The organism is Vibrio sp. 10N.222.49.C9 (assembly GCF_041474985.1).
GTDB classification, from domain to species: domain Bacteria; phylum Pseudomonadota; class Gammaproteobacteria; order Enterobacterales; family Vibrionaceae; genus Vibrio; species Vibrio crassostreae_C.
Map to the genome: position 1 here is coordinate 1 of NZ_JBFRVD010000637.1, position 402 is coordinate 402.

Here is a 402-nt window from a genome sequence, read left to right on the forward strand (position 1 = left end):
GATTGACATTGGTAAGCGCCTTATCCGATGAAGAATAATGCTTGGTTAAGCTTTTTAGAGTTAATGTAGACATGACCTTCCTTTGGGGAGGTGATATCAATCGTACTAAATAACCGATCATGCTCGCTGATTTAGTGTGATTGGTATTAAATAATGATGATGTAAAGCAAGGCCCAAACTCTATTTTGGGCCTTTTAGTGAGTGGTATTTCTGGTTAGCTACAGGTATAAGAAACCTGATTTGCTGTATCTATGGTGCGAATCACTTCCCAGTGCTCTTGGTAGGTAATTGGCACAAATTGCGCCTCGCCATTGCGTTCAAACTCTTCTTGCAATTTAGTTCCTTGCCAATCGAAAGAGAAAAATGCTTGCTGAATCTTTTCTTGAAGCTCCGGCGCTAGGT

The 402-nt window shown here is 40.8% G+C and carries 1 pseudogene; it reads right to left on the minus strand.

Annotation, left to right across the window (positions count from 1 at the left end):
* Positions 1–214: 214 nt before the first annotated feature.
* Positions 215–402: pseudogene (locus AB4585_RS24835) on the minus strand (phosphate/phosphite/phosphonate ABC transporter substrate-binding protein); the annotation flags it as partial.